Raw genomic sequence first — 23,875 nt, forward strand, 5'->3', positions numbered from 1 at the left:
TCTAGCTTATAGAATAGCGTTTGAAGCCTTTGAAAGTAGTTTCAGAAATAAGACTCCTATTGATATTTTGCGAAAATTTTCTCCATCAATCCAGTCTGGATAAAGACCAATAGTCCAAACCCAAAAAGTAGGAAGACTGAGCCACCTAAGAGTAGACTGAAGGCGGACAGATAAAGAACCATCACAATGAGGACAAGAATGGCTAACATGAGGAAGAACCAAGGAAAGTTAAAACTAGCCAACATCAATCCTTTTTGAAGAATTTCTTTCCAAGATAGGTCATAACGTGCCGCGATAGGGTAACTAGCCAGCATCACGATAGTAAGAAACATCAGAATACCTAAACAAATGGCTTTCAGCAATTGGAAGGGCAGAGCTGTTTGACTCCAGAAAAGATAGAGATCTGAAAGGGTAAGAAACACAATTCCTAACTCCATTAAACCCAGCTGAAGACCTAGTTTCAGATTTTGCTTGAAAGATCTTAGATAGATTTTAAAAACAGGCACCCGTCTGCTCTTCTTAATCTCAAACATGGTCTCGTAGAGGCTGATTTTAGCCACTCCAATCGTCACGATGGGCAAACAAGAGACGACAAAAAGAAGATTGGCTGTCACGATGTCCAAGACTTTCTCACTAAAACGCATGAGAAAGTTATCTGTATCAAATGCTGCCTTGATAAGGCTTACTCCTTTTTGTGCCATGTTTGCTCCTCCATCATTTTTCTTTGTAAACTGTTTTCTTTTTTGTCAGTAAAGCTTTCATAAGTCCCTACCATGAACAAATCTATTTTTTCTTTTTTCTTTTGGACTTTTTTCTACTTTTATCTATGGACATATAATCTATATATATCCCGGACAGCGAAGCAATTAAAATAGTACTCCAAGTATGCTCATTAAATCCATCTAGCCCTCCACGGATTATCATTGCAAGCACTGTCCAAGCTAACATATTCAATAAAAAAATACAAAGTGCTTTCAATAAAAAAATACAAAGTGCTTTCATTCTCGCATTTTAAAAGTTTATACGACCATTGTTAGGGATTTTATCATGTGCATCCCAAGCTGCAGCAATATTGTAGGCAAAATTACCATATACATCAGCTACATTCACAGCTATTTGTAAAATCCATCCAGAAATCTTGGTCAATAATCCTACTCTTGCTGCTGCAGTTGCAGCTGCCCTACTTAAGATCGAGCGCGCCATACTAATACCATACTTAGCCGCATAAGTACCTAATTTTATGTATTTACCAATCAATCCAGTCACAATGCCCTTAATTATCCAAGCCATCTCATTAACTGTAATTCCCTTTCCATCTAAGAAACTAGCTCTTGCAGCATACTTAGAAGATACCATTTCTAGCAATTCAATTTTACGTTCATCTGATATGTCTGGATAGACTCCTTTGCTATCTTCCACCAAATCCTTAATTTCTTGTTCAGTTAGCAAGTAATTTTGAGATAATTTTGCATCTATTCGATCCATTTCTGACTGTATAGTTTGGATATGCGAGACTTCATTCGCATACACAATTGAAGGTAAAATATTACTCATTAGCAATAAACAGACTGACAAGAAGATACCAATTTTTAAATATTTTATTCTCATTTCTCTACCTCACAAAGATCAATTTCATGGTAGAGTATTATCAAAGCTTTACAAAAAAACAATTCATCCTATTTTTAATCAATCAAAATTTTAAAGAGATATTTTCGAACCTTTTCTTCCATGCCTGCATAGCCAGTTGGCTGATGTGGCTCACCTGGGAAGAAAATCGCAAAATTGTGATAACCCAATAAGAGTGGGGAGTGTTCATGACAATGAACAAAGCCAATGTCAGTCGCTTCGTCGAATGCTACTGCCTCGTCTTTGATACGTGAACCGTAGCTCGAATATTCATGCCCTTCTACCAACAAATGCAAGTCTGCATAGTTCTTGTGATGTTCAAACTGGTCGTTTTCAGCTTTATTTAGGACATTTTCTTGAACAACTAGAAAGACTTTATCTCCGTCAATCTCATACTTACCTAGTTCGAAAGAATCCTTACGATGTTGGTAGAGATAGTCGATAGCCTTGTCTAAATTGGGATGAATCCCTTTGTAAAAGGTGATGTTTTTCAAATCGTCAAAAATCATACTCTTTCCTTCGTTTCTGATAGTTAACTAAAACCATTCTTAAGTTGATAAGTGTCTGACAAAATCTCTAAGGTAAGCAAATACCCAACATTTTGTAGACACTTATAACCTCTATATTCTCTTATACTCAATGAAAATTGAAGAACAAACTAGGAAGCTAACCGCAGGCAATACTTAAGTATGGCAAGGTGACGCTGACGTAGTTTGCATTCGATTTTCGCAGAGTATTATCCTTTGACCGCTCCCATAGTAATCCCTTGTGTGAAGGATTTCTGGAAGACTAGGAAGACTGTTACAATTGGCACGGCAGCAAGGGCAGCTCCTGCCATGATCAAACCATAGTTGGTTGCCATTTCAGCCTGCATGGTCGCAACCCCAAGTGAAATAGTCAAATTGTTACGTGAAGTCAACATTACCAACTGCATGAAGTAGTCGTTCCAAGTATTGATGAAGGTAAAGATTGCAAGAGCCGCAAATCCTGGTTTCACAATTGGGAAGGCTACGCTCCAGAAGGTACGAATCTCACCACAACCGTCAATCTTAGCTGATTCGAGCAACTCTGTAGGGATATTTTCGCTGAATTGTTTCATAAGGAAGACACCAAATGGCCATCCAATCAAAGGCAAAATAACTGCCCAAAGAGTGTCATGAATTCCCATGAAGTTGACGATACGTACCAATGGTACAAGGACAACTTGTTTTGGAAGCGCCATAGCAGCGATGAAGATAGCGAAGAGAATGCGTTGACCATAGAAACGTTTTTTAGCCAATACATAACCTGCTAGAGATGAGGTTGCACAAACTAAGAACATGGTTACCAATGAGATAAATACTGAGTTCCACATCCATTGCAAGGCAGGGTTCTGCACCATAAGTTGTTGGAAGTTTTCCATGGTTGGCATTTTAGGGAACCATTGTGGCGGAATCATAATGGTATCAGGTTGTGATTTGAATGCCCCTGTCAAAATCCAGTAGAATGGAAAGATGAACAGCACAGTCAACAAGAGCAAAATGATTGTTGAAATAACAGTAAAGGCTGTTAATGGTTTTTTTTCTGTAGATTGCATAGCTGTCTCCTTTCTTTAGTATTCTACGTCGTTTCCGAGCGCCTTAAATTGAACAAAGCTTACGATCGCAATCATGACTGCCAAGAAGACACCGATGGTGTTGGCATATCCGTATTCTGTCAATTGGAAGGCTTTTTCGTACAGGTAGTACATTAAGGTACTTGTAGAGTAGTTTGGCCCACCAGATGTCAACAATTGAATCAAGGCGAAAACTTGGAAGGAGTTGATTGTCGTGATGATTGCGATATAAAGAGTTGTTGGAAGAAGGCTTGGCCATTTAATCTTCCAGAAAACTTGAAATTCAGTTGCACCGTCAACACGAGCTGCTTCAACCAATGAATTGTCAATATTCCCCATAGCTGCGATGTAGAGGATAATCGGTTGACCAACAGACGTTGTCAAGAGGATAATCATAATCGCCAGCAATGCCCAGTGCTTGTCGCCCAGCCATGAAATATTTTGAGTGATGATATGACTAGATTTCAAAACAAAGTTTAAGATACCTGATAGCGGATCATAAATCCATTTCCATACAACCGTTACGGCAACACTACCTGTTACAACTGGAAGGAAGAAGACGAAACGGTAAAAAGATCTGGCAATAGCATTTTGATGGTAGGTCTGTGACGCTACAAAGAGCGAAAAGAGAACAACAATCGGTACAGAGCCAACAACCAAAATAACTGTGTTAATCAGAGATTTTGTAAAGACAGGATCTTTAAACATACGGACATAGTTATCTAAGCCCACAAATTCAAAACTAGTCATAGAGTAGTTAAAGAAACTTGTGATGAAGCCCATAATCATTGGTACTAAAACAAAGATAATAAAGAAGAACAACACTGGTGCTAGGAAAGCATAGGAAATCACTGTTTCCCTCATACGGATTTTATTGACTTTCACAGTAGGCACCTCTCTTTCAAATAGAATATTTTTTGACTTTCTTGAACTGTTTTAAAATCAAAATGAAATTTTTTATGATTCGCTTATGTAAGAACTTCATTTTAATTTCGTGACAATTTCTTACATTTTAAACAAAAGCCCCCCTTTTCTTACACTATCTGTGTAGAGGGAAAAGGGGGTATACACTCTTAGGTTCTTTAAAAAACTACTTTTTATAGAATAACTAAGGACTATTGTTTCATAGCTTTTTTAATTGTTTCGTTCGCTTTTTCAGTGAAGGCTTTCAAAGCGTCCGCTGGTTTTTCGTCACCATTTGATACAGATTGCAACATTGGGAACCAAAGTGTTCTCATTTCAGCAAATCCATCAATAGTGTTGTAGTATGGTGAGTAGTATTGAGTCCAGCTGCTGATTGTTTCCATACGTTTGTCATCATAAAGTTTGCCAAATGAAGTACGGACTGGGAAGGCACCTGTACGAACAACGTCTTTTGGACCCCACTCTTTGTCATCTGCGATAAATTGGATGAATTTCTTAGATGCAGCGACTTTCTTGTCGTCTTTATTGTTGAATACTGCAAATCCGTTTACAAGGTATTCAAGAGCTGGCTTACCTTCGTCTGATGGGAATGGTACTTCTACCACTTCTACCTTACTTGCTTCTAAAAGTTTAGCTTGGATACCATTTTGAGCTGGTGCCCAAAGGATTGTGTAAGATGTTTGACCGTTGGCAAAGTTTTGGATATCTGCTCCACCGTCAAATTGTGAACCATTATTGAGCAAATTGTCTTTAATCCAGCCAGTTGCTTTTTCAAGACCTTTGACGAATTTAGGATCATCAGTTGTATATTTGCTAACTTTTTCATCTGTTACAGAACCACTATAAAGGTTAGAGATAAAGGCACGTGTTCCTTGGTCTCCCCCTTGACCAGAACTGAACAATGAACCTGGTGTGTAACCCTTGTCTTTGAGTGCTTTCAATACTTTTTCAAAATCATCAGTTGTCCAACCTTCTTTTACAAGGTTTGCCACTCCAGCATCTTCTAGCATTTTCTTGTTCATTGCCATGTAGAATGGGGCAGAACTAATTGGATACATATAAGCCTTGTCTCCAGCTTTACTTGCTTGTACGATGTTTTCATTGTTGACATCTTTAACAAATTCATCTGTGAAAAGGTCGTTCAACTCAGCCAATTTGCCGTTTTTACCGTATTGGATGATACGTCCTGGTGCATCAAAGAGTACGTCTGGAGCTGTTCCAGCTTCGATAGCTGTTGTGATTTTTTCAGGACCTGACTTGAAGTCGATGGTTTCCAATTTCACTTTTACATCTGGATTTGCTTTTTCAAACGCTTCGATGATTGATTTTTCATAAGTTCCAACACCGTCACCAGTTTTTTCTTGGGTAAATACTGGGAATGCCCACCAAGTGATTTCTGTTTTGGCACCGTCACCACCTGATTTGGCAGCATCTTTACTTCCGCCAGAATTGCCACAAGCAGCAAGACCAAGAACCGCAGCACCCGCAAGTACTGTACAAGCTAACTTTCTAAATTTCATTTGTATTCTCCTATGTAATAAGCGTATCCAACTTGGATAATGAGTTCTTTATTTCTTGTATGCGATTTCATTTCATTCTACTCATCAATCACTCTCCTCTATTTTTTATTAAGTCAGTAAGTACTTAATCATCTACACCTAAAATTTCATTAATACTATTTTTATATAAGATTGCTTTTGCTCCATAGATTGCTTGAATGCCACCCTTCACTTCTAAGACATCAACTGCACCAATTTGTTTTAAAAGTGCTTTATCAACTTGATTAACTTCTTTTACAGCTACACGTAAACGTGTCACACAAGCATCTACATCTTCTATATTATTTGATCCACCCAAGGCTCTGATAATTTGTAGGCTATCCTGTTTTAAATGATCCGCAGTATTTGAAGTTGAATCTGCGGATTCAGAAACTTCTTTAGAATCTACTTCTTCTCCTCTTCCTAGCGTTAGAACGTTGAATTGAGTAATGAACCATCTAAAAATAATATAATACAAAACACTCCAAATAAGTCCAAATGGAATCTGAAGAACCCAATTCGTCTTAGCGTTCCCCTGCAAAATTCCAAATAAAGTGAAATCGATTACACCTCCTGAAAATGTGTTTCCTATTGAAATATTTAAGATGTCTGCAATAAAGAAGCTGACACCATCAAGGAATGCGTGAACAACATATAGAACCGGACTGACGAATAGAAACATAAATTCAATTGGTTCTGTAATACCGGTAATAAAAGATGTTAAAGCAACTCCAAAAAACAAACCCGCGTATTTTTTACGACGATTCTTAGGAACACTATGGTACATCGCTAAACAGGCAGCCGGTAAACCGAACATCATTGTTGAGAAACGACCTGCAAAAAACCTTGTTCCTTCTGTAAATAATCCAGAATGAGCCGGATCGGCTAATTGAGCAAAAAATATTTTTTGAGCTCCAACCACTGTTTGTCCTGCAACAGTTTCAACACCACCAAGTTCAGTATACCAAAACATAGGATAAATCATATGATGTAAGCCTACTGCTCCAGAAAGTCTCATTAAAAATCCATATAGAAAAGTTCCAATTGGACCTGCCTGAGAAATATATCCACCTGTAGAAACAAGAAGTTGTTGGAAAGGTGGCCAAATAACAAAGAAGACAAAGCCAATTAAGATAGAAGAGAACGATGTAACAATAGGAACGAAGCGTGAACCTCCAAAGAATCCTAAAGCGGAAGGTAATTGAATATTGCTATATCGGTTGTGCAAATATACGGCAACTATTCCGACAACTAATGCTCCAATAACTCCAGTATCAATTGCAGATCCTTCTGCCATAAAAAGTTTTACCAGAGCTTTGATCGTTGCAGTCATAACTAAGTAACCAGTTACTCCTGCTAACGCAGCGGTTCCTTTATCTCGTTTCGCTAAGCCAATACATAATCCCACACAGAGAAGTAGTGACAAGTTACTGAATACAACCTCTCCTGCAGAGCTCATTACTTGGAATATCGATTGAAAAATACTATTGTCTAGTATTGGATAAGTTGCTATCGTGGTTGGGTTTGAAAGTGCACCACCAATCCCCAAAAGTAGACCTGCTGCAGGAAGTATAGCTATAGGTAACATAAAAGCTTTTCCAACTTTTTGTAAAACTTTAAATATAAAACTCCCCCCCTCACATCTTATTTAAGACCAGCAACGAAGCGTTCTGTAATCTCTTTTGGTCTAGTAATAGCGCCACCAACAACGATGCCTCGCACTCCGTATTCAAGGATTTGTTTGGCTTGTTCTGGTGTATGAATTTTTCCTTCTGCAATGACATCTACACCGGCATCACAGAGTTTTTTGATGAGTTCAAAATCTGGACCATCCACTTTTGGACTGTAGGATGTGTAGCCTGATAAGGTTGTTCCGACAAAGTCAATTCCTGCTTCGACCGCTGCCAATCCTTCTTCAAAAGTACTGGTGTCCGCCATCAAGAGCTGGTTAGGATATTTCTCCTTGACCTGACGAATGAACTCTTGAATTTCCAAACCATCGTAGCGTTCACGCTTGGTACAATCCAGAGCAATCACCTCGATGTCCAGTTCTGCCAATTCATCAACTTCTTTCATAGTAGCCGTGATGAAGGGTTCTTGTGGCGGATAATCTCGTTTGATTATCCCAATAATCGGAAGTTTGGTGACTTCCTTAATTTCCTTGATATCGCGAACACTATTGGCTCGGATACCGACTGCTCCACCTTGCTCAGCCGCTTTGACCAGCAAGGGAATCACCCCTCCCGCTTCTGTATAAAGCGGTTCATGAGGAAGAGCCTGACAAGAAACGATGATTCCATCTTTGATTTGCTCAATCAAGGCTTCTTTGCTAATCTGTGGCATCCTCTTTCCTCCTTTTCCTTTTTCTTTGTTTCTATGAGATTATTATACCTCAAAAATAAAACGCTTTCAAGAGTTTGTAGTATAATAGATTTCAGTTTCAAAAACTAGCCAAGTCAAACAGCTCCTCTAAAAGTACTTTCAGAGGAGCAAGTTGGCCTATAATAGGAGAATACCAAAATTTATTTTACAATTTCTGACAATTTTACTTTGCGATCTTCAAACATAGACTGGGTACAAGCATCTGCAGTAGCAATTGCTTCTAGAGCAGCTTCACCTGTCAATAGTTTTGCAAATTCTTCTGATACTGGAGCTCCTTCCATAATCTCATGCAGATAGCGCATTTCTTTATCAATGACAGATGATAGCCATAATGGAGTACGTTTACCTGGTTTACCATAAGCAATTGCTCCATCCATCTCTGTACTATGATAGATACGAGTCCGATCATCATCTTCTTCTTGCGATTCGTGAATCAAGAAATAGCTTTCTTGCCCATCTAGCTTAAGAGTTCCTTTACAGTTGAATAAGTCTAAGCGGATGGCACCTTTGCTTCCTTGGATTAAGACATAATGTTCACCCCAACGATAAGCTGAACCCCATTCTAACAAAGCAAAACGCTTATTAGAAAATTCCATATTGACAAAAATCATATCATCTTCATCACCGAAATGTTCACCTTCATGGGCTACATTTCCACCTGTCATAGTTACAGTTTCAGGCATGCCACCCATAAGGAATTGAACACAATCCAACTCATGGATGTGGTGATACAAGTGACCACCTGATTTTTCACGAATTTTTTTCCATGATACGGACGGTTGTTGTTCTTCCCAACCATTACGAGCAGTGTGACAATATAGAACGTCTCCAATCACTCCTTGATTAATGAGTTCTTTTGCGTGATGAACACCATTAAAGAAATTCATAATATGTCCTGCCATAAAGGTTACATTGTTTTCTTTACACGCATCTACCATCTCACGACAATCTTGATAAGAAAGCGCAATTGGTTTTTCACAGAAAACATTTTTACCATGTTGTGCAGCCTTAATAACCGGTTCCTTATGAAGATTATTTGGAGTTGCGACGATAACACAATCTACTTCATCGCTAGAAACCAACTCATCTAGGGAGCTTGCTACTTTTGCTCCCAATTCTTCTGCAATTGCCTCTGCATTATCTGGATCATAGAGAAGAGTAATCTCTGCTCCATCATTCTTTTGCATATAGCGAGCCAATTCAGCTCCAAAATATCCTGTTCCAACAACACCGTATTTAACCATGTTTTTTCTCCTTTATTATTGAATAAACTTTCTAATTTTAACTTATACTCTTCGAAAATCTCTTCAAACCGCGTCAACGTCGCTTCATCTACAGCCTCAAAAACGTGTTTTGAGCTGACTTCGTCAGTTTTATCTGCAACCTCAAAGCTGTACTTTGAGCAACCTGCGGCTAGTTTCCTAGTTTGCTCTTTGATTTTCATTGAGTATTACTTCACAGATCCTTCTGACAATCCACTTGCAATCTTATTTTGGATAATTGAGAAGAAAATGATTGATGGAAGAACTACAATAACAGATGCAGCCATCATATCTCCCCAGTCTAAAATTTCTGAACCGTTAAGTGATCGAAGGGCTACTGCTACTGTCATCTTTCCTGTATTGTTAATCAAAATCAAAGCATACAGGAATTCATTCCAAGCATTGATAAATGTATAAATAGCTGTTGCTACAATACCTGGTGCTACAATCGGTAGCACAACTTTATAAAAAGTAACAAATTTATTTGCACCATCAATTCGAGCTGCTTCTTCAATTCCAATTGGAACTGTTTGGAAAAATCCAACTAAGAGCCAAACTGCATATGGAACACTAAAAGATAGATAAACCATCATCAAGCCAAATAAACTATTTGTTAACCCAACTTTAGCAATGGCAATTGAATAGGGAATTGCTAACAGAATTGGTGGGAAAATGTAGGTAATGACGAGTAATCTTGACATGATTGCTCCCAATTTAGGGAAGAATCGAACAATACCATAGGCTGCCATAGCAGAAATAATAATCGCAATAAGGGTTGTAGCTAAGGCAATGATTAAACTGTTTCGAATGTTATCAATAAAGTGCAAATCGTTGATAACATGAGTGAAATAATCTAATGTAAATTGTTCAGGCCAAAATCGTGTTGGATACTGAGTTAATTCCCCTTTACCCTTGACAGAAGATATGATAATCCATACCAATGGGAAAATTGCAACAATAGTCGCACCAATCAAGAGTACATGTGAGAGAACATCTAAATAAATACCGGATTTCTTCTTCATTATTTTCTACCCTCCTTTTCCCACTTACTGATGATAGCAAAGTAGATAAAGCAAATCGCCACCAAGAAGATAAAGAGCAATACTGTAACTGCTGAGGCACGACCCAATAATTTAGTTCCCCAACCTAGGTTGTAAGCAAAAATTGGGAGCGTCGTTGTAGCATTGGCTGGTCCACCACCAGTAATGAGGTAGATAATGTCAAAGTTATTAAAGATCCATACAGTTCTCAAAACAACTAGAAGTCCTACAACCACTTTAATATGTGGAAAGACGATAAACTTGAACACCTGCCAACTTGAAGCACCATCTATCTTAGCAGCCTCAAATTGTTCTTCTGGTACTGTCTGCAATGCCGAAAGCACATTGACCATAATCATCGGCGCTCCAAACCAAATGTTGATAAACACCAAACATAGAAATGCCCATGTACTATCTGTCAAAAATGCAGGTGTATGTTCCATTAAACCTAATTTTACGATTAGATTAGGTAAGTAGCCATAAACCCCGTTTAGAATCCACTGCCAAGAAAAGGCAATAACGATGGTAGGAAATGCCCAAGGAACAATCAATAAGGTCCTATATAATTTCTTGAAGTGGCGTACTCTGTGAAGAGCTAAAGCCAATACAAACCCTACTAAAACTTGACCAACTAATGAGAAAACGGTCCACTTAATTGAATTAAAGAACGCATTAAAGAAGTTGGGATCTGATAGCACAGCTTTATAGTTAGCTAAACCAACAAATTTATAATTAGGCATAATCAAATGCTTATTGGTAAAGCTATAAAAAATACTCGAGAAAAACGGATAAACAAATAGTAACCCTACGATAATCATAGCTGGCAAAACAAATATCCAGCGAGTTAAATTACGTTCTTTAACCATTCTCCTTCTCCCTTCTTTTACAAGATTGGGCTAGGGCTTTTCAGCTCACTAGCCCACCTATTTTCTAGTCTTTTACATCTACTGAGCAGCCTCAAATAAATCGTTTAATTGTTTTTCTGCTTCTTTTGCTGCTTTCATAGGATCTGTTCCATTTGAAATGATATCTTGGAACATTTGTTCAATAATGTGTTGGTTAGTCAACATACCAGCTTGTACACTTGGTCCATTTTCATAACCAATAGCAGTACCTTTTTTAACAGCTTCAGTAATTACTTCTTCAGCATGTTTAAATTTCTTACGAGTTTCATTTTCTTTATAGGCTGCAGAATCGCTAATCCCCTTAATAGTTGGCAACATACCTACTGGAGTTGAATCAAGGAATTTAACGTAGTCTTCTTCATTATAAAGTGATTCTAAGAATGCTTTAGCAACTTCTGGATGTTTTGAATTTTTCCAAACAACCATTGGAATGTTTGAGGTTTCAATTCCTTGGTCTTTATCAGACTCTTTGATTTTTGGAATAGGATAAGCATCAATCGAATCAATCAATTGAGGACTGTTGGCATTAATTCCTCCAATATGGAAGCCAGAGTTAAAGTCAAATGCTGTTTTTCCTTGATAGAACAAGGTAGCTTGTTGAAGGACATTAAAGTTCAAAGAATCTTGAGGTGAGATTTCTTTATACATTTTAACCCAGTATTTAATACCATCTTGAGCAAGTTGGCTTGTCAAATCTGCTTTAAGATCTTTTGTTAAGAGGCTTCCTCCACCACTACGTACGTAGAAGTTCAAGAAACGTGTTGCCATTAAGTCATTTGTTCCGAACGGAACAGACAAGCCATAAACTCCAGCTTCTTTCAATTTTTTAGAAGCTTCATAGAGTTGATCCCAAGTTTTAGGAACCTCAATATTATGTTCTTTTAACAAATCAGTTCTAACCCACATAACTTGTGCATGTGAATAAAGAGGAACAGAGTAGTAATCATCTCCGATTTTTGCTTCATTTAAGGCAGTTTCGTTAAATTTATCCTGTCCAATACGCTTGATAGAATCATTTAGCGGAACCAAAGCATCTGAGTTGACCATTTCCATTACTTGGTTAGGGAGAGCTGTACTGATATCTGGCACATTCCCATTTGCTAAACCTGTAGTCCATTTAGTATAGAAGTCATTCCAAGAGAATGTTTCAATCTTGATTTTCGTTTTTGGATGCTTTTGCATGAAAGCATCTGCTGATTTTTGAATACTTTCTAAACGGGGTCCTTGAGTAAAGGAGTGCCACATTGTAATCTCACCAGATAATTCTGTCGGTGGTTCAGTACTAGTTGTAGCTTCTTTTTTTCCTGAACAAGCTACCAAGGCAACGGCTGCTAGCGCAACTCCAGCTAGACATAAAAACTTTCTCATTTTTTTCATCGTTCTTCCCTTTCTACATTAAGAAATCGCAACTTTAAAGACAACTTTTTTCACAGGTTCATCATTTATACGAACCTTGGGTTGATGTAAATCTTCTGGAAAAGTGATGAGGCATTCGCCAGCTCTCAAATGAACCAACTGTTCCACTTTCCCTGTGTATAATTCAATATCCTTCTCTTCATCATACTCTTGGGTAACGCTTACATTTTCCGGCGACGTAACAGCCATGGCTTCTTCGTTTTCCAAAACTAAATGAATATCCAAATATTTTTGGTGAGTTTCAAAGAAAGCCCCTGCTTGACCATCTGCTAGATAAGTAAAGCAATTCCCAAACAATCGATCACCATCGATAGCAATCGAACCTTCTGTTACATTTTCTAGTCCTGTTTTTTCTAGAAAATCTATCAATGTTGCAAAATGTGGATTTACTCCCACATAAGTTTCTAAACGGCTAATTTTTGTAATAATCATCTCTTCTAACCTCCTTTCTCAATCTATTTTTCCTATCCAAGTTCCCCATTCTTCTGTCTAGCATTTTCTACTAGAAGGACATAAAAACACAACACTCTCTAGCCTATACTCTTTGAAAATCGCTTCAAACCACAGTCGCTTCACCTTGGATTATATAGGTCAGTCTTATCTACAACCTCAAAGCGGTGTTTTGGGCAATCTGCTACTAGCTTGCTAGTTTCTTCTTTGATTTTCATTCAGTATCTCCTCAATCTTCACAAGGAGGTCTGATTTTTCTAGCGACAAACAGAACAAATAAGTTAGTTCAATGAGCTACCTTCCTTATAGATGAAATTGATATTCATAAAGGAAGTCGCCCTTTATTTTTTGCAAAAGATACTGGTATGAATCTATTTGGGGAATTGAATTTATAAGCTGCTCACTTATACTCTTCGAAAATCAAATTCAAACTGCGTCAACGTCGCCTTGCCGTACTCAAGTACAGCCTGCGGCTAGTTTCCTAGTTTGCTCTTTGATTTTCATTGAGTATTAGTTTTTCTAAAATAATTCTAATCTATTATTCTAGCACTAGTAGACTCTTTGGCTAAATCTCCTTTCTACATCTCGTTTCACCAAGAACTTTTAAGAGAGAAATACTCTAAATTAGTTTTGTTACCGTTTTCAATTAGAGTATACTTTTTTTTTTTAGCATTTCAAGTCTTTTTCTAATTTGGAATTTAGTTTCAAATCTTTTTAACTATATCAACTACATTAAAAGTACTTTCAAAAATAAGTAGGTTTCTTGCAAGATCTGTTTCGAGTGGACAAGATAAGAAACAGAAAAAAGAAGAAAGTGTAAAAAACTCAATTTTAGGAGAAAATGAAGGAAATATAGCAGATTGAAATAAAATGAGAATAAATCGATTGGGAAAGTAAAATTAAATTTATAACAAGGATTTAGAAGCTGCGGTATACTATTCTGTTTTCAATCAACTATAGTGTACTAGTATAGATTCAATGCACTATAAAACGCATAGTATCAAGCTTGTTCAACACCTGATACTATGCGTGTTTGTGATTTTTAAGATTTTGTGCCTAGAGTTTTTTAATTCCAAGAATGCCATCTTAACCAGATGGTTTTCTTGTCTATTATTGCTGATCTTACAACAACGCCTCAAACTCAGATACTGACATACCCAACTGCTGACTGGCAACCTCGGAAGTCAGAAGTCCTTGGCGGACTAGATTTAGTAGCATAGACAAACTTCCTTCAACTTTCCCACGTTCAAGTCCTTGTTCAATACCTTTTTCGATGCCTTGTTCAATCCCCTCTGCACGACCACGTTCCAACCCTTTTTCCTCAGCTTGTTCCAAGGCATAGTCGTGCGCTAACAAGGCTTGTTCTTCGCGTCTGCGTTGTTCACTAAACATTCTCCTGTCCTCCTCGGACCAGCTCTTGTAGTCCAGCAGTTGGTCTGCCTGGCTGATGGCTCGCTCGGGGTGCTGGGTAAAGGGTTTATTCCCGAAAAACTCCAACCACGGCTTGCGAACCTCGTCTTTGCTGGTTTCTCTATATTTTTTTAGTTCCAAGAATGCCATCTTGACCAAATGGTTTTCTTGACCGTTAGTTGTGATAGTTAAGACCTCACCTGTCGTGTCTTCGCGCATACTAAAACTGTGAAAGGCCAAATCATCTTGGAAGTAATTACTATCTACGATGGCAATAGCATAAACTGGTGCGATATGTTTATAGCTCTGGTGAGTATCACCTTCACGTTGACGAATTTTTTCTAGGTTTTGATTGACCTGACTACACAGGTAAGCCCATAAACGATTGATGAAAAAATTCTGATGATGGACTTGGATTTCAATAATAACCTGTGTCCCATTATCCAACTCCGCCAAGACGTCTATACTAGTGTAAAAATCCTGAGCCGAGTAGAGCAGAGATGGCAAGATGTGAATATTGCTTCCCTCCAAAATAGTTACATTTTTTGCTGGTAAATCCAGCATATCGCGAATAAATTGACAAGTGATTTCTGGATTGCTGAAAATTTTCTTAGCAACCAAATCATTGGTCGGGCTAATGCCCGGATGTCTTAGAATCATATTTCCTCTCCTTTCATTATAGCACATTTTTAAATCTAGGTTTACTAGATTTACTGCTACTATCTATTTATTCGGAAAAGAAAGACAAAAGAAGCGAGAAAGTTAAAAATTATTAATCCTAATCACTTGTAAAGAGATAAATCTTGCTCATATTATTTATTAAAGACTCTATTTTACAAAAAAGATTACAAAATCAGCCGTTTTAGAGAACTCTTACCACTTCCTAGACTATTAATTCTAATGTTTTTTATACTACTCGCTTGCTCATCAATAGGTCATAAAGCAAAATCAGTTGATCCATTCCCCGTACTCGTTCACTCTATAGCCGTCTGGTGTTAGCGAATTGAAAAGTAGTTTCCCAAAAGCATCGATATAGTACCACTTTCCTTTATAATAAATCCATGTATTGGATTCCATGGAACCAGATGATCCTAAGTAGTACCACGCACCACTTGAATCTTGGAACCAGCCTACCTCCATCATGCCATTATCCTTGAGATAATACCAATTACCGTCTGTATCCTGTATCCAACCGGTTTGCATGATTCCATTCGCATCAAAATAATACCATGCATCATTTTCTTTCATCCAGCCTGTCCGCTCTTTCCCATCGGAATTTCTAAAATACCACTGATTATTTATCTTATGCCATCCTCTTTGTTGATTATATGTAATAACAGAATGTTCAACAGTAGAAAGTGACATGTTATCCGCTTCAACGCCAAAAACAGCTGTTAACGATGACGAACCTGTCCCGTTCGTTGTGAATTGAGCAGTGGTTTCTGGGCTAGATAATCTTTCCTGTTTTGATGGAGTCTTTATTTTTCTCTCATCTCGGTGCCCTTCTACTGTCAATTTTTCTCCACCTGTAACTTTAGCCACAAAGTCTGGAACTTCCACTCTTTCAGGGACTAGTTCTTTTGAAGATACTATAGACTTCCCAAGGTCGCCTGGTATTTTTTCTCCCGATACTAAAACCTCTGATTCTGAAAATTCCTCACTAGACGCAGGCAGTTCTTCTCTGATCGGCGCATCTTTTGGAACTAGAAACTCTACTTTATCTGGAGATACCACTTCCTCTTTGAGATTACTTGAGTTTTCTTCCGTCGATGACACCACTTCCTTCACACCCTTAAGAACCACACGTTCTCTCATAGGTGTAACCTCGACTGTACGAGAATTTTCAACAATCTTTCCATCAGCTAAGACCTTATAAGTCACCTTAGTAACTTCTTTACCTACATACCCCTCCGAAACAACCTCCGTTTTCCCTTTCTCTAACTCTTCAGAGTCCTCAAAACGCTCTGTAATCGGAAGTTCTTTTATGACACTGTTGGGTTTAATACCTAAAGTAATCACCTTGGATTGAGGAGCTATTTTCTTCTCAGAAACTTGAGAAGATACCGCTCCTGTATACTTATCTACTTGATAAGTAGTAGTTCGAGTAACCACCCCTCCTTTACCCTCTACAACTGAACGGAAACCAAGCTCTTTTGTTTCATCTCCTTGGTAAAGAGTATCAAAAGCAATCGATTCTTTTTCTACTTTCGGCTTAGTACCTTTATACACTACTCGGTAAATAAGTGGAACACCTTCTTTTTCACCCTTAGTATCCTCTGTACGCTCTTTTCCAACCTCAAGGGTACTATCACCTTCGTAAGTGGTAATAACCTCTGTTTCCGGCTCCTTTTGCGGTTTGAGAGGAGGTTCTACTTTATCTTTATCAGACTCTATTTTAGGTGTACTTTGTTTTTCGTCTTTTGGAGTTGAAGGAAGTTTATCCTTATCCTTCTCATCCACCAAAACTTCATCTCTTACATAGACAGGCTCTTTTGGTTTACCTTCAATATAAGAACGAACCCAATCCAGTTGCTCTTTTGATAAAACCAAACCACCACTGCGGCTTCCTACAACACCATTTTGGTGAACTCCAATTAAAGTACCTTTGTCATTATAAAGACCACCACCAGACGCTCCGGGTTTTGTGCCTTCATAGCTGATACCCTCAATACCTGAACCGAAATCAGTAGTATCTACAACTTCACTATCCAAGACTGGAGATAAACGACCGTCCGGGAAACCATAAACCGAAACTTTTTCACCCTTAGCGATAGAAGTTGACTCAGAAACCACCTCTACAGGAGATACCGCTTTGAAATCTTCTTTTAGTCGAACCAAGGCTAAGTCATTTTTAAATCCAAATACGGAATCTTTTTTATTCCAATAAACAATATCATCATCTGAAAAATGCACAGACAACCCATTCGGTAAGGTTGCTTTATACACTGTATTGGTGCGACCAGATTTCGTAACGACCTCAGAACCTTTAACTGTTAAAAAATTATGAGCGACTGTTAACACCAAATTGGGTGCAATTAAAGTACCTGACCCCGACCCATCTGGCGTTTGAATGTGCGTTGTAGCATAGAAATTTTCTGAGCCATTCGGAGCTTGTAACACCTCTTTACTAGGCATAGGTAAGTTGGATTTGCCACTCAAGTCAACCTTACCAACTTCAGTTCTTGCGAAATCAGAAGACGAAGTAGATGAAGGATTTACTGAGTCAACAACAGCTTTTATAATGGTATTACCTAAAGCTAACTTACTGACATACTCATCAGACCAACTAGTATCACTTACTAGTTTGTTGACAGAAACTCCATTGTAAGATACCACTTTAGCTGTTGGGGAAGTTGCTATTAACTGTTTGAAGTCTGGATTTTGTCTTAAATGAAAATTCAAACCACTTCCAACAGGACCTTCCTGAACAACCTTATCTGAAATCAAAGGAGTTCCTTTAGTATCTTCCACTCGAAGTAGAACGCGGCCTTTTTCTTCACCTTTTACTAAAGTCGCTCGACCTTTTTCATCAAAACGATACAAAGCACCGTCAATCTCATACTCTACGTCTTTTAAGGCTCTGTGATTTTCATCATAATAGTAACGGTTTGCACCATCTATATACCAACCCTTTATACCATATTTATCAATCATAGAACGAATCCAAGCTCTGTGCTTTTCCGTAAAAATCGTACCACCCCCAATACGCTCACTCTCAGGAGCGTTTGAAGTATTTGTTCCGTGCTGGTGGATACCGACTACATCTCCCTTATCATTAAACAAAGGAGCACCTGAAAAACCTCCCAAAGCTGAGGAATGATAAGTGACTGCACCGCTCTCTTTATTGACACTGCTTACAGTTGTTGAGACTGAATAAGCCTTACCATCTTTCAACCTCTTCTTGTTTTCTTCACTTAAATTCGGAGTCGAAAAATCATTGGGATAACCTACCATAGTGATTTTATCACCAGTAGAAACCTCTTTATGGCTCAACTCTCTTGGAGAGTCCTCACCACCCGTCATAGCTTCTACAGGCTTTTTAGTTACCACTACTGCTAAGTCGTTGCTATAGTCTTTACCAAAGTCGTTGCCGTTATATAAGTGAATAGAGTCTTTTTCAAGAGCTTCTGATACACCAGAAGTAGGTACTTTATTGTTCTTTTCCGTCTCTGAGTTCATCACAACATAACTACGAGCAGACTCCCCACCACGCAAGACCGCGGACTTGTTTTCTTGGTTTTTATCATAGTAATTATGAGCTACGGTTACCATGACATTCGGCGCTACAAAGACACCACTGCCAGACGCGGTTTGTTTTCCACTCGTACCACTATCATAAGTGGTATAAGTCATAGCAACACCCTCAGCGGACTTCTCATGAACGCTCACATCTTTTATATCATCGCCACCTTGAATGACGTCAGCATACACTGTTCTTCCTCCAACAACTGGTAAATCAGGAATCGACAATCCAATCATACTCACCAATGCCAGACATCCCACCAATCCATAAGCTTTTGACTTACGAAATTTTCCTAAACCTTTTAAATATAAAAACATCTTTTTCCTCACTTTAGTTTCTAATACTTATTTATCCAGATATAATAGCTTACAATCTTTTAAAATCTTCAAATAAGTTATGATTGTTCCATACTCTTCAAACCATGTCAGCCTTGTCGTGCCGTATGTATATGTTACTGACTTCGTCAGTTCTATCTGCAACCTCAAAACGGTGTTTTGAGCTGACTTCGTCAGTTTCATCTACAACCTCAAAACGGTGTTTTGAGCTGACTTCGTCAGTTCTATCTGCAACCTCAAAACGGTGTTTTGAGCAGGCTACGGCTAGCTTCCTAATTTGCTCTTTGATTTTTTGAGTATAAGGACATGTTGGATTCTATGTGCTGTATTGTCAACAATACACTCTTCTTCCTGTATATCTACCAACATGATTTACAGAATTTTATTTTACTATAATTTTACCTATATTCCAAGACAGAAATAAAATAATCAAGAACAAAAACGCATATAACCAATAACTAGCTATATGCATTTTAACACTTAAAGCGAACTGTTAAGTTGCGACTAGTGGTATCCAGTCCTAAGTAAGTCGGAAATATACAGTTTATTTACGACTAGCAAGGCATTTACCCGGCAATAAGAGCTCATCTAAATTGACTTTTTCTTAAAGTAGAAATTTCTACGAAAACTATCTAAATAAACTTTTAATCTCTATGACGGACAAAACATGTCTCAGTTATTCATCAACATCCAAGGTTCTAGTAGTTGACCCACTCCCCATTGGAGTTAACTTTATAACCATCTACTATAGTATTAACCGCTAATCTTCCGCTTTCATTGACATAGTACCATTTGTCTCCAACTTGGAACCATTGATTTACCTTCATTGCACCAGATGATTCCTGATAGTACCAATGGTCTCCATCTTTTATCCAACCAGTTGCCATTGAACCGTTAGCATTGAGATAGTACCACACACCACTGGATTCAACCCAGCCAGTAGACATTGCTCCGCTCTCACTCAAATAATACCATTGGTTACCATCTCTGACCCAACCAGTTGCCATTGAGCCGTTAGCATTGAGATAGTACCACACACCACTGGATTCAACCCAGCCAGTAGACATTGCTCCACTCTCACTCAAATAATACCATTGATTACCATCTCTGACCCAACCAGTTGCCATCGCACCAGTAGAACTCAAGTAGTACCATTTATCCGCTTCCTGATGCCAGCCTTTCACCACTTCACCAGCAGATGTATAAAAATACCACGCACCATTTTCTTGCTTCCAACCAGTCGTTATTGGAACTTTAGTCTCAGTTTTAATAACATCTCCTACATAAGATTGGAGGTAACGAGGAGCAAAAGAAGTAAGAGGAGAGTTTGCTACCATTCTATCTGAAGACCCCAAAGATAATTTATCCTTCTCTGACTTCCTTTCTGTCATCTCCTCAGATACATTTTCTCTTACTGTATTCATGGTCTCGACAGGATTTTCTTTCGCATCTTCAGGAATTCTACTGCCAGCTAGTGTAACTGGTAAATCATGCATACTGTCAATTCTACCGGCCAGTAGACCTGTAATTTCTTGACCTGCATCTTCTTTATTAAAGGTGAAAAGTAGAGTTTTTTGATCTGCTTGGGTCAAGAAGGTAGCTTTGTGTCCATTCGCTAAAGTCAAAGTCGGAATAGAATTTACTAGTACCTCAGAATCAAATTGCATAGCTAAGATACCTTGTTCTGCATCCTCTTCTTCTGTTTCCAATTTACGAACGTCCCTGATAGTTACACTCGTTGGATATACCGGATCTTTTGTTAAAAAGTCCCAATTAAATTTTCTAAATGATAGGGTATAGTCATTTTGTCCTTTTTCAGTGTGTTCATACAAGATACCATACTCCCCATTTCCTAATTCTTGGAGCGAATTATAGGCAAACTCTCCTTTTTGAATTGGTCTATGATGTAACCAAGTCAAGTCTCCGTTGTCCTCTACACGAGCCAAATGAGCCATTCCATTCGTCCGTTTAGGTCCTCCTGAATTGGTTAAAATGATGTATTCTTTTCCTTCGTGCATGGTGTGAATAGCAGCCATTTGGACATAAACATCTTTAACCTGATTGTATCTCTTGATTTCCTTGTCCCAAGTTTGCCCACCATCTTTACTTGTGGCAACCTGTAAATCACCCGTTAATCCTCTCATAAAGAGTTTCACATCACCATTATTTAACTGTACAGCAACTGACTCTGTATTTTGGGCAGGACTATTATTCATAGTTGAGGAATGAATTTTCCTTCCGCCTACTGTCCTATCATCATTGACAGCAGCTCCAGCCTGCCATGTTTCTCCATGATCATCTGAATAAATCAAACGAGAAGACTGGGATCCGCTTAGATGGGAGATAGCATTGGTGGTATAAGTAGGAACTAAGATACGACCCTTGTGCTCTCCTGTTCTAAGCACAATTCCTGTACCTGGACCTGTTCCTAAAAATTTCATCCAATCTTGGCGAATTGATGGTGTAATATCTCTTGGTTGCGACCATGTTTTCCCATCATCATCACTATAAGAAAGCCACAAATAGCTCGTATAGGCTACACGAAATGGATTTTTAGCAGATGGAGCAAAGTAGATATTCCCAAGAAGCTCTTCTCCTTTATAGAGGTCACCCTTATCTCTGTAGGCTTCTTCTTTTGGATCCACTACAACGCGATAATCTGTTTTTTGATTATTTGCATCATATACTTCTCCGTTTTCTCGGACAGTATATGCTTGATTTTCCCCTTGTTTATATAGTAATTGATAGTGCTTATCTCCAACTTGTTGATAAGCTTTTTGAGGTTTGTTTGGCATTCCAAAGACAGCTCGACCTTCTGGAAACATATCGTAGATTGAAAAAATTCTCTTTGTGGTAGGATCTTGAACCAAGACCATATCGATATTAAGTGGAGATGGTGCCTGCGGATCTTTTGCTTCTGGATTGTCTCGCAAGTTGGTCAAGGTTAAGGTTGACTGCCAAGTAGTTCCCCCATCCTCACTTCTCCTAACGACCATAGCAATATCTCCCCAATCAGAATGGTGGAGACGACGCTGATCTGCCCCTGCCAGTAATGTTCCTTTATCCGTACGTAGCAAAGCTGGAATCCGATAACTCTTAATTCCTTCACTATTTGGCTTACCATTGACACCGCTCATAAACAACTCTTGCTTCTCTGTCAAGACTGCCCCTTCAGGAAGTGACGGCTCAATATCTGTCACATCAAATAACTGGCTACGTTTTTTGACTTCCTCTGGAGTTAGAGCACGATTGTATACAGTCAGATTACGAATAGAGAGATTTGAGCCCCACTTCAGTTCTCCTGCTCTATTAGTTGCACCTAACTGAAGTTTATCCACATCTGGCATGTCTGCCAGGAATTTCCCTGACTTTTTATTCGTACGAGATAATACACCATTCACATAAAGACGAACCTGACCATTTGGACTATCCTTTCTTGGTCTTTCAACAGTAAAAGTAACCGAATTATACTTGCCTGGTCTAATCTTCAAAGGCGCATCTGTATAACTTCCATAAAATTGGCTACCATCAGCTCCACGTCCCTCTATCAAAGCTGTCCCATTATTGATTGCCATTGTAAAGTACTCATTTACTTTAGTTGTACTGGAAGCAGAAAAGAGATTGTAAAAACTAGGACCATCAGCAGCCGGTTTGAACTCCACATGAACAGTTGCATTTTGGAGTCCCTTTACTTTCTCTAATTCATCAGACAAGTCTACTCTTTTTCCATTTGAATCATTCGTCTCTAAGTCATCTTTTTCTATCACTGTTTCGACATTTTCCAAATCTCGTGCATAGTAATCTCTTGGAATTTTTTCTTCTTGCTTATCTTCCCTTTCTTGTTCTTGCTCATTGCCAGAAAGTTCAGTCTCTGAAACAGACTCTACATGCTCTGCAGGAAGAGTTATATTTTCTCCTTCCTCAGAAGGCTGGCTCTTTTCTGTATCAGTTAGGGTTGAGCTCCCCCCCCCCCGAAAGTTGAGTTTCATTTGCCAGAGGTTGCTCACTCGCCCCTTCTTGAGCTAAAACAGGAGACGTTCCAAACACCACTGCTCCCACAATCATAGAAACCGCTCCTACCGATAGTTTCCTAATGCTATAACGACACTTACGTTCTTGAACATTCCGATTCATACTGTTCCTCTCTATATCTATATCCCGATTTCTGAAATAAGACATTTACTCCAGAAAATGCACTTAGTTTGTCTTTTCTTAACTTTCTTTTACTACAGTTCATTTAAATGACAAAAATGAACTAAACAAACTATCTCAAATTGGTGCCAAATTTCCCCTCTCCTTTCTCCGATCAGACTCCTACCAATCTAGTTTATCTACCAGGACACCGCTGCAATTAAACTAAAATATCTCTTTATAAGCAAATGATGGACATCAGCTTATGCTATTTACACCATACTTCCTGCTCAATCCTTATCGAACACTTTTTCAAATAGCTTTTCATAAGCATAAATACTTGTAGAAATAATGGGAAATATAATCAAGCTCACAATCAGAATCTTATCCAGCTTAAAGGGGACAATCCCAAATAAGTGAAGAAATAAATCAATCAGAAAACTGTCGAAAAAAACTGTCAAAAGTAGTTCAATTTGTCTTTTTCTCTGCTTTTTTGTCTTGAATGCCTTAAATATCATATTATTCCCCTTTTCTAAGCTTCAATCCCTTCTCTCTATCTGTCATTTCGCATAGCTGCTACTATTTTTACAGCAATCTATCTTTAAATATACATAAAGAT

19 protein-coding genes are annotated in these 23,875 nt (G+C 38.4%); all 19 read right to left on the minus strand.

Annotation, left to right across the window (positions count from 1 at the left end; all coding sequences use genetic code 11):
* Nucleotides 1-56: 56 nt before the first annotated feature.
* The 19 genes from B4W83_RS05045 to B4W83_RS05145 all read right to left on the minus strand — a co-directional run bounded on the left by B4W83_RS05045 (nucleotide 57) and on the right by B4W83_RS05145 (nucleotide 23,774).
* Nucleotides 57-701, minus strand: coding sequence for a YesL family protein (locus B4W83_RS05045; protein ID WP_000057480.1), 645 nt, complete (start codon nucleotides 699-701; stop codon nucleotides 57-59).
* Between the two features lie 82 nt (nucleotides 702-783).
* On the minus strand, nucleotides 784-978 hold the full coding sequence (locus tag B4W83_RS13355) for a hypothetical protein (RefSeq protein WP_001810112.1): 195 nt from the start codon (nucleotides 976-978) through the stop codon (nucleotides 784-786).
* Nucleotides 979-1,011: 33 nt separating this feature from the next.
* A complete protein-coding gene (locus B4W83_RS05055; protein ID WP_025170608.1) occupies nucleotides 1,012-1,356 on the minus strand; it encodes a hypothetical protein in 345 nt (114 codons plus the stop codon).
* A 326-nt stretch (nucleotides 1,357-1,682) separates the two neighbouring features.
* The gene (locus B4W83_RS05060; protein ID WP_000575445.1) at nucleotides 1,683-2,135 is read right to left on the minus strand and encodes a NanQ anomerase/TabA/YiaL family protein; all 453 of its coding nucleotides are present in this window, start codon (nucleotides 2,133-2,135) and stop codon (nucleotides 1,683-1,685) included.
* A gap of 227 nt (nucleotides 2,136-2,362) precedes the next feature.
* Nucleotides 2,363-3,202 carry a carbohydrate ABC transporter permease gene (locus tag B4W83_RS05065; RefSeq protein WP_001192006.1) on the minus strand — a complete coding sequence of 280 codons (840 nt, stop codon included), beginning with the start codon at nucleotides 3,200-3,202 and terminating at the stop codon, nucleotides 2,363-2,365.
* A 15-nt stretch (nucleotides 3,203-3,217) separates the two neighbouring features.
* Nucleotides 3,218-4,084 (minus strand): carbohydrate ABC transporter permease, encoded by an 867-nt coding sequence (locus tag B4W83_RS05070; protein WP_162278974.1) that lies wholly within the window; start codon nucleotides 4,082-4,084, stop codon nucleotides 3,218-3,220.
* 251 nt (nucleotides 4,085-4,335) lie between these two features.
* Entirely contained in the window at nucleotides 4,336-5,664 is a 1,329-nt protein-coding gene (locus B4W83_RS05075; RefSeq protein WP_000672126.1) for an ABC transporter substrate-binding protein, read from the minus strand.
* Nucleotides 5,665-5,788: 124 nt separating this feature from the next.
* A complete protein-coding gene (locus B4W83_RS05080; RefSeq protein ID WP_025172073.1) occupies nucleotides 5,789-7,306 on the minus strand; it encodes a PTS transporter subunit EIIC in 1,518 nt (505 codons plus the stop codon).
* Between the two features lie 20 nt (nucleotides 7,307-7,326).
* Nucleotides 7,327-8,025, minus strand: a complete 699-nt coding sequence (locus tag B4W83_RS05085; protein ID WP_001135655.1) for an N-acetylmannosamine-6-phosphate 2-epimerase — start codon at nucleotides 8,023-8,025, stop codon at nucleotides 7,327-7,329.
* Nucleotides 8,026-8,204: 179 nt separating this feature from the next.
* A complete protein-coding gene (locus B4W83_RS05090) occupies nucleotides 8,205-9,308 on the minus strand; it encodes a Gfo/Idh/MocA family protein (protein ID WP_000241734.1) in 1,104 nt (367 codons plus the stop codon).
* A 206-nt stretch (nucleotides 9,309-9,514) separates the two neighbouring features.
* The gene (locus tag B4W83_RS05100; RefSeq protein WP_000730335.1) at nucleotides 9,515-10,348 is read right to left on the minus strand and encodes a carbohydrate ABC transporter permease; all 834 of its coding nucleotides are present in this window, start codon (nucleotides 10,346-10,348) and stop codon (nucleotides 9,515-9,517) included.
* Nucleotides 10,348-11,232: a carbohydrate ABC transporter permease gene (locus B4W83_RS05105; protein WP_000237988.1), complete on the minus strand. Its 885-nt coding sequence runs from the start codon at nucleotides 11,230-11,232 to the stop codon at nucleotides 10,348-10,350. The genes B4W83_RS05100 and B4W83_RS05105 overlap by 1 nt, the downstream gene beginning before the upstream one ends.
* Nucleotides 11,233-11,310: 78 nt before the next feature.
* Entirely contained in the window at nucleotides 11,311-12,648 is a 1,338-nt protein-coding gene (locus B4W83_RS05110) for an ABC transporter substrate-binding protein (RefSeq protein ID WP_000738774.1), read from the minus strand.
* Between the two features lie 18 nt (nucleotides 12,649-12,666).
* Entirely contained in the window at nucleotides 12,667-13,119 is a 453-nt protein-coding gene (locus tag B4W83_RS05115) for a YhcH/YjgK/YiaL family protein (RefSeq protein ID WP_000587454.1), read from the minus strand.
* Nucleotides 13,120-14,259: 1,140 nt separating this feature from the next.
* On the minus strand, nucleotides 14,260-15,207 hold the full coding sequence (locus B4W83_RS05125; protein ID WP_000603327.1) for an Rpn family recombination-promoting nuclease/putative transposase: 948 nt from the start codon (nucleotides 15,205-15,207) through the stop codon (nucleotides 14,260-14,262).
* Nucleotides 15,208-15,495: 288 nt separating this feature from the next.
* The gene (locus tag B4W83_RS05130) at nucleotides 15,496-19,107 is read right to left on the minus strand and encodes a trypsin-like peptidase domain-containing protein (RefSeq protein ID WP_007284821.1); all 3,612 of its coding nucleotides are present in this window, start codon (nucleotides 19,105-19,107) and stop codon (nucleotides 15,496-15,498) included.
* Nucleotides 19,108-19,823: 716 nt separating this feature from the next.
* A complete protein-coding gene (locus B4W83_RS05135; protein WP_007284811.1) occupies nucleotides 19,824-23,114 on the minus strand; it encodes a sialidase domain-containing protein in 3,291 nt (1,096 codons plus the stop codon).
* On the minus strand, nucleotides 23,071-23,259 hold the full coding sequence (locus B4W83_RS12945) for a YSIRK-type signal peptide-containing protein (protein ID WP_078800240.1): 189 nt from the start codon (nucleotides 23,257-23,259) through the stop codon (nucleotides 23,071-23,073). The genes B4W83_RS05135 and B4W83_RS12945 overlap by 44 nt, the downstream gene beginning before the upstream one ends.
* A 287-nt stretch (nucleotides 23,260-23,546) precedes the next feature.
* Nucleotides 23,547-23,774: a hypothetical protein gene (locus B4W83_RS05145; RefSeq protein ID WP_000576348.1), complete on the minus strand. Its 228-nt coding sequence runs from the start codon at nucleotides 23,772-23,774 to the stop codon at nucleotides 23,547-23,549.
* Nucleotides 23,775-23,875: the final 101 nt, after the last annotated feature.

Source organism: Streptococcus pseudopneumoniae ATCC BAA-960 = CCUG 49455 (assembly GCF_002087075.1).
In the GTDB taxonomy this organism is placed as follows: Bacteria; Bacillota; Bacilli; order Lactobacillales; family Streptococcaceae; genus Streptococcus; species Streptococcus pseudopneumoniae.

What these genes read in the sequence shown, in the direction of transcription:
- B4W83_RS05045 (WP_000057480.1), bottom strand. Translation starts at nt 701, where the DNA reads ATGGCACAAAAAGGAGTAAGCCTTATCAAGGCAGCATTTGATACAGAT.
- B4W83_RS05055 (WP_025170608.1), bottom strand. Translation starts at nt 1,356, where the DNA reads ATGGTATCTTCTAAGTATGCTGCAAGAGCTAGTTTCTTAGATGGAAAG.
- B4W83_RS05060 (WP_000575445.1), bottom strand. Translation starts at nt 2,135, where the DNA reads ATGATTTTTGACGATTTGAAAAACATCACCTTTTACAAAGGGATTCAT.
- B4W83_RS05065 (WP_001192006.1), bottom strand. Translation starts at nt 3,202, where the DNA reads ATGCAATCTACAGAAAAAAAACCATTAACAGCCTTTACTGTTATTTCA.
- B4W83_RS05070 (WP_162278974.1), bottom strand. Translation starts at nt 4,084, where the DNA reads ATGAGGGAAACAGTGATTTCCTATGCTTTCCTAGCACCAGTGTTGTTC.
- B4W83_RS05075 (WP_000672126.1), bottom strand. Translation starts at nt 5,664, where the DNA reads ATGAAATTTAGAAAGTTAGCTTGTACAGTACTTGCGGGTGCTGCGGTT.
- B4W83_RS05085 (WP_001135655.1), bottom strand. Translation starts at nt 8,025, where the DNA reads ATGCCACAGATTAGCAAAGAAGCCTTGATTGAGCAAATCAAAGATGGA.
- B4W83_RS05090 (WP_000241734.1), bottom strand. Translation starts at nt 9,308, where the DNA reads ATGGTTAAATACGGTGTTGTTGGAACAGGATATTTTGGAGCTGAATTG.
- B4W83_RS05100 (WP_000730335.1), bottom strand. Translation starts at nt 10,348, where the DNA reads ATGAAGAAGAAATCCGGTATTTATTTAGATGTTCTCTCACATGTACTC.
- B4W83_RS05105 (WP_000237988.1), bottom strand. Translation starts at nt 11,232, where the DNA reads ATGGTTAAAGAACGTAATTTAACTCGCTGGATATTTGTTTTGCCAGCT.
- B4W83_RS05110 (WP_000738774.1), bottom strand. Translation starts at nt 12,648, where the DNA reads ATGAAAAAAATGAGAAAGTTTTTATGTCTAGCTGGAGTTGCGCTAGCA.
- B4W83_RS05115 (WP_000587454.1), bottom strand. Translation starts at nt 13,119, where the DNA reads ATGATTATTACAAAAATTAGCCGTTTAGAAACTTATGTGGGAGTAAAT.
- B4W83_RS05125 (WP_000603327.1), bottom strand. Translation starts at nt 15,207, where the DNA reads ATGATTCTAAGACATCCGGGCATTAGCCCGACCAATGATTTGGTTGCT.
- B4W83_RS05130 (WP_007284821.1), bottom strand. Translation starts at nt 19,107, where the DNA reads ATGTTTTTATATTTAAAAGGTTTAGGAAAATTTCGTAAGTCAAAAGCT.
- B4W83_RS05135 (WP_007284811.1), bottom strand. Translation starts at nt 23,114, where the DNA reads ATGAAACTCAACTTTCGGGGGGGGGGGAGCTCAACCCTAACTGATACA.
- B4W83_RS12945 (WP_078800240.1), bottom strand. Translation starts at nt 23,259, where the DNA reads ATGAATCGGAATGTTCAAGAACGTAAGTGTCGTTATAGCATTAGGAAA.
- B4W83_RS05145 (WP_000576348.1), bottom strand. Translation starts at nt 23,774, where the DNA reads ATGATATTTAAGGCATTCAAGACAAAAAAGCAGAGAAAAAGACAAATT.